We start from the raw sequence: 583 nt of genomic DNA, 5'->3' as shown, positions 1-583 counted from the left end.
CCGATCTTGCTCGGGTCGATCTGGGCCGTGGTGCCCGAGCCGCTCAGCCCCGAGCGTCTCGGCGCGCTCACCGACTCGGCCAAGCTCGTCGCGCTGCACCTGCTCCGGGTGCGGGCGGGCGCCGACGTACGCCGTGGGGTGCGCGCGGACCTGCTCGCCTCGGCCCTGGCGGGTGGTGCCGGCGCTCCCGACGCGCTCGAGCGACTGGGCCTGGCCGGCCAGCCGCTGCTGGTGGTCGGGATGACGCTCGACGAGGTGCACGCCGTCGGCCCGGAGACCGACGACGCGGCTCTCACCCACGAGCGGGAGCGGCTCGGCGGCGCCTTCGCCCTGCACCTCGCGGCGGTGCACCCGCGCTCCGCGGCGGCGTCGCTCGGCGACGTGACCTACGGGCTGCTCGCGGTCTCCGGGGAGGCCGGTCACGCCGAGGAGCAGGCGGTGCGGGTGGTGCGCGACTTCATCGAGCGGATCGGGGAGCGGATGCGTCCCGTGGCGGCGGTGGGGACGGTGGCGGCCGACTTCTCCGGCATCGCCCGCAGCCGCACGAGTGTCGACCGTGCCCTGCGGGTGCTGCGCCGCGGCA

The 583-nt window shown here is 76.8% G+C and carries 1 pseudogene; it reads left to right on the top strand.

Features of this window, described 5'->3' with window-relative positions:
* Positions 1 to 583, top strand: a pseudogene (locus FB586_RS19565) (hypothetical protein); the annotation flags it as partial.

This window comes from Cellulomonas telluris (assembly GCF_004886325.1).
Lineage (GTDB): Bacteria > Actinomycetota > Actinomycetes > Actinomycetales > Cellulomonadaceae > Cellulomonas > Cellulomonas telluris.
The sequence above is the reverse complement of the archived record's forward strand: the minus strand, read 5'-3'. Positions and strand labels throughout refer to the sequence as shown.